This is a genomic window from Streptomyces sp. NRRL S-87 (assembly GCF_000719335.1).
In the GTDB taxonomy this organism is placed as follows: Bacteria; Actinomycetota; Actinomycetes; order Streptomycetales; family Streptomycetaceae; genus Streptomyces.
This window is the reverse complement of sequence record NZ_JOGB01000118.1, coordinates 1-4,980: the sequence shown is the minus strand read 5'-3', so window position 1 is coordinate 4,980 and position 4,980 is coordinate 1. Positions and strand designations below refer to the sequence as shown.

Annotated in this window: 3 protein-coding genes; 2 read left to right on the top strand and 1 reads right to left on the bottom strand. The window is 75.1% G+C overall.

Annotated features, from left to right (window positions below; translation table 11 throughout):
* Window positions 1-182: 182 nt before the first annotated feature.
* The gene (locus IF43_RS0135080; RefSeq protein ID WP_234332647.1) at window positions 183-1,643 is read right to left on the bottom strand and encodes a PucR family transcriptional regulator; all 1,461 of its coding nucleotides are present in this window, start codon (window positions 1,641-1,643) and stop codon (window positions 183-185) included.
* Window positions 1,644-1,931: 288 nt separating this feature from the next.
* Here IF43_RS0135080 and speB point away from each other — a divergent pair, with 288 nt between their 5' ends.
* Both speB and IF43_RS0135070 read left to right on the top strand, forming a co-directional pair.
* Window positions 1,932-2,900, top strand: a complete 969-nt coding sequence (gene speB / locus IF43_RS0135075) for an agmatinase (RefSeq protein ID WP_030210822.1) — start codon at window positions 1,932-1,934, stop codon at window positions 2,898-2,900.
* A gap of 245 nt (window positions 2,901-3,145) precedes the next feature.
* A complete protein-coding gene (locus tag IF43_RS0135070) occupies window positions 3,146-4,849 on the top strand; it encodes a thiamine pyrophosphate-binding protein (RefSeq protein WP_030210820.1) in 1,704 nt (567 codons plus the stop codon).
* Window positions 4,850-4,980 lie beyond the last annotated feature (131 nt).

Genomic DNA, 4,980 nt, shown 5'->3' with positions numbered 1-4,980 from the left:
GCAGGCGACGCCCGAAGGGCGCCCTTGACGCCCCGACCCGGCCCGGAAACCCTCGGCAGGCGGACAGGCCCAACCCCGCCCACCACTCCGACCCCGCCCGACCCCCACGGCGTAAGCCCCATGCCCCGCCCGACCACCGAGGCCCCAAAAGCCCACTACCACCACTACCACCACTACTACCCCTACCCCCTGCCCCGCTCCTCCCACGACCGCAGGGCGAACCACAGCTCCATCCGGACGTCCGGATCGTCCAGGTCCAGGCCCAGGAGCACGGCCGCCCGTGAGATGCGCTGGCGGACGGTGTTCCGGTGCACATCGAGGGCGACCGCGGTGCGGTCCCAACTGCCGTGGTGGGCCAACCAGCTGCGCAGGGTCGCTCGCTGGACCGGGTTCAACGGCCCCAGTAGGGCCTCGGCGTGCGCGCGGGCCTCCGCCGCGCCGACCAGGCCGCCGAAGCCGGCCTCGGCGTGGTGGGCGAGGGGCGCCCGGGCGCTCTCGGCGCGTTCCAGGGCGCGGGCAGCCTGCGCGTCGGCCACGGTGAGGCCGTCCGGGTCGGCCGGGGCGCTCACGCCCATCCGCCAACCGGGCTGCGGCCCGGGTGCCGGGGCGTGCTCGGCGGGCAGGAGCAGGCGTACGTACGGGCCCTCGGCTTCGTACAGAGCGGTGCCGAGCCCCGCCGCGAGAGCGGCCGGGTCGCCTGCCCCGCGGGCGTGGACCACGATCCTCCGACCACCCCCCAGGGCGTCCCCGGGGCTTCCGCCGAGCAGCAGCCGCACCAGCGCCGCGGCCTCGCCGCCCCCGGGCGCGCGATGCGCGGTCAGCAGGGTGAGCAGCACCGCGGCCACCCCGGCGATCGTGTGGTCGCCCGGCGTCCGCGCGGGCGTGGCGAGCGCGAGCGCGAGTACGGGGTCGCGGCCCAGGGCGTACGCGGCGAGGTGTTCCGTGCCCACGGTGGCGGTCGCGGTGGCGGGGCCACCGGCCCCGACCCGATGCGCCAGCTCACCCAGGGCGAGCAGCACGTCCTCCGACGGGGACGGCCCCGCGGCCCGCTCAGCGGCGACGGCGCGCAACGGATCCGCAGCCGGCCCGAGGCGGAGCGGCCGTGGTGCCGGTGCCCCGGTGGCGGGCGCCTGGCCGGTGGGGAGCACCCCCACCCACCCCCCGAGCGTCACCGCGAGGCGCCGCAGCACCGCCGGGACGGGGTCCGGGCGGGCGGCCGCGGCGGCGAGCGCCTGCTGGGCCTCGGTGACCCGGCGGAGCTCGCGCGTCCGTGCCTCCGCCATCAGGCGCCAGACCGCCCGGGCCACGGCGGTGAAGGGCGTGCCCGGCGGAACCTCCATCAACGGCAGTCCCTGCTCCGCGCAGGCCCGTACGAGCGCCTCGGGCACCGCCTCGTGCACCGGCGCCAGGCCGAACCCGAGGGCGGCCACGCCCGCCGTGACGAGGCGGGCGACGTAGGCGGCGTAGGCCTCGGGGTCGGGGCCCAGTTCCTGCCCGGCCGTCAGCAGCAGCTCACCGCCCAGGAGGTACGGCGACGGGTCGGCCATCTCCGAAGCGTGCACGCCGTACACCTCGGCCCGGGTACCCCCTGCGGCCTGCCGCAGCCCCAGGGCCGCGTCGTCGAGCAGCCCCTCCAACCGCACAGGCGGCCCCGAACCCGCGCCACCCGCACCCGCACCCGCACCCGAACCCGAGCCACCCACCCCACCCGAACCCGAACCCGAGCCACCCACCCCACCCGAACCCGAGCCCGAGCCACCCACCCCACCCGAGCCGGCCCCCAAGCCATCAGCCATGGATATATCGCACATACGAAACCCCGAACATAGATGAAACGTACACTTCGCCCGCCCTCGCCAGCCACCTACGCTCGAAGATGGACCCGGGGCCCACCCCCACCCGGGTCGAACGGAACAGAGAAGGGCACCCCCATGAGCACCGAGCAGACGCCGCGCGGCCCCGTCGACTCGTCCCGCATCCCGCGGTACGCAGGCCCCGCCACCTTCGCCCGGCTGCCGCGCCTGGACGAGGTCGGCTCGGCCGACGTCGCCGTCGTCGGCGTGCCCTTCGACTCCGGCGTGTCCTACCGCCCCGGTGCCCGCTTCGGCGGCAACGCCATCCGCGAGGCCTCGCGCCTCCTGCGCCCGTACAACCCGGCCCAGGACGCCTCGCCCTTCGCCCTCGCGCAGGTCGCGGACGCCGGCGACATCGCCGTGAACCCGTTCAACATCAACGAGGCTGTCGAGACGGTCGAGGCCGCCGCCGACGAGCTCCTCGGCAACGGCTCCCGCCTGATGACCCTCGGCGGCGACCACACCATCGCCCTGCCCCTCCTGCGCTCGGTCGCGAAGAAGCACGGCCCCGTCGCGCTGCTGCACTTCGACGCGCACCTCGACACCTGGGACACGTACTTCGGTGCCGAGTACACCCACGGCACCCCGTTCCGCCGCGCCGTCGAGGAGGGCATCCTCGACACCGAGGCGCTGTCCCACGTCGGTACCCGCGGCCCGCTGTACGGCAAGCAGGACCTCGACGACGACGCCAAGATGGGCTTCGGCATCGTGACCTCCGCCGACGTCTACCGCCGCGGCGCCGACGAGGTCGCCGACCAGCTGCGCCAGCGCATCGGTGACCGTCCGCTGTACATCTCCATCGACATCGACGTGCTCGACCCGGCCCACGCGCCCGGCACCGGCACCCCCGAGGCGGGCGGCATGACCTCCCGCGAGCTCCTGGAGATCATCCGCGGACTCTCCTCCTGCAACCTGGTCTCCGCCGACGTGGTCGAGGTCGCCCCGGCGTACGATCACGCGGAGATCACCTCGGTCGCGGCCTCGCACACCGCGTACGAGCTGACCACGATCATGAGCCGGCAGATCGCCGCCGCGAAGGGCAACTGACCTCCGCGGTCAGGAGACCCGAACGGTCACCCGACCCGAACGGTCACCCGACCCGAACGGTCACCCGACCGGAACGGTCACCCGACCCGAACGGTCACTCGACCCGAACGGTCACCCGACCCGACCGGTCAGGCGGCCCGAACGGTCACTCGACCCGACCGGTCACCCGACCCGAACGGTCCAATGACCCGCCCGGGCCCCCGCCCTCCGCGCCGGCACCCCGAGCGAGAAACGGGCAGAAGCACGTGACGCACGACCACGACCTGGTACTCCGCCCCACCGAGGCCCAAACGGCGGCCGCCCTGGCGCCGCCGCCGGGCCGCACGGGCGGAGACCTGGTCGTGGAGACGCTCCAGGGGCTCGGGGCGACCACCGTCTTCGGGCTCCCCGGGCAGCACGCGCTCGGCGTCTTCGACGCCGTCCGCCGCTCCGACCTGCGCCTGGTCACCCTCCGGGTGGAGAACAACGCGGGTTTCGCCGCCGACGCGTACGGCCGCCTCACCGGCGAGGCCGCCCCGCTCCTCCTCTCCACCGGCCCCGGCGCCCTCACCTCCCTCTCCGCGCTGCAAGAGGCGGCGGCCGCCTCCGCGCCCGTCGTCGCCATCTGCTCCCAGGTCCCCACCCCCGGTCTGGGGGGCGGTCGCCGCGGCCACCTGCACGAGCTGCGCGACCAGCAGGCCTCGGTCCGCGACATCGTGAAGTCCGTCCACACCGCCCGCACCCAGTCGCAGATCCCCTCCGCGATCGCGGCGGCCTGGGAGTCGGCGCTGACCGCCCCGCACGGGCCGGTCTGGGTGGAGATCCCCGAGGACGTGATCCGCGCCGAGACGGTGATCCCGCAGGTCACGGGTGTGGACGCGACCCCGCACGACCTGGCGCCGCGCCCCGAGCTGACCGCGCTCGCCGCCCACTGGCTGGAGACGGCGACCCGCCCCGTGATCATCGCCGGCGGCGGTGTCGTGCGGTCCGACGCCGCGAAGAAGCTCCGGCAGCTCGCCGAACGCCTCAACGCGCCCGTCGTCACCACCTTCGGGGGCAAGGGCGCCTTCCCCTGGCACCACCCGCTCTCCCTCCAGTCCTGGCTGGAGGACCGCCACATGACCGGCTTCCTCGAGGACGCCGACGTCCTCCTCGTCGTCGGCTCCGGGCTCGGCGAGCTGTCCTCGAACTACCACACCTTCCTGCCCACCGGGCGGGTCGTCCAGATCGAGGCCGACCTCGGCAAGCTGGAGTCCAACCACCCCGCCCTCGGCATCCACGCCGACGCCCGACTGGCGCTCCAGGCCCTGCTGGAAACGGTCGGGGTGCGGGAGGACCCGTACGCCCCCGAGCGCGTCCGCATGGTCCTCGGCGAGATCGAGGCCCGGCTGGCCGGCCAAGGCCTCGGCCACGACGCCTGCCCGGAACGGCAGGCCCTGGCGGCGGTCCGCGCCGCCCTGCCGGCACGTTCCCCCTCGTTCTGGGACATGACGATCCTCGGGTACTGGGCCTGGTCGGCCTTCGACCCGGCGCACCCGAACACCATGCACTCCGCCCAGGGCGCGGGCGGCCTCGGCTACGCCTTCCCGGCGGCGCTCGGAGCGGCCGTGGCCGAGCCCGGCACGCCCGTGCTCGCCGTGTCCGGCGACGGCGGCGCGATGTACTCCATCGCGGAGCTGGCCACCGCCCGCCAGCACGACCTCGACGTCACCTGGCTGATCGTGGACGACGGCGGGTACGGGATCCTGCGCGAGTACATGACCGACGCCTTCGGTACGCCCGCCACGGACGCCACCGAACTGGCCCGGCCCGACTTCGCGGCCCTGGCGGAGTCCTTCGGCGTGCCCGCGGTGACCACGTCGCCCGACGCCCTCCGCGCCGACCTCGCCAAGGCGCTGGCCACCCCCGGCCCGTCCGTCGTCGTCCTTCCGACCATGTTCCGCATGTTCGCCCCGACGCACCTCGCGTAACGAGGGCCCCAAGCCGAACCCACCACCAAGCCGCGCGCACCCACCACCAAGCCGCGCCCACCCACCACCAAGCCGAGCCCCCCACACCCAAGCCACCCCCACCCGCCCCCCACCCGCCCCCCACCCAGCTC

Excerpts from the sequence above, each read along its gene's own strand:
- speB (WP_030210822.1), top strand. The coding sequence starts at position 1,932 with ATGAGCACCGAGCAGACGCCGCGCGGCCCCGTCGACTCGTCCCGCATC.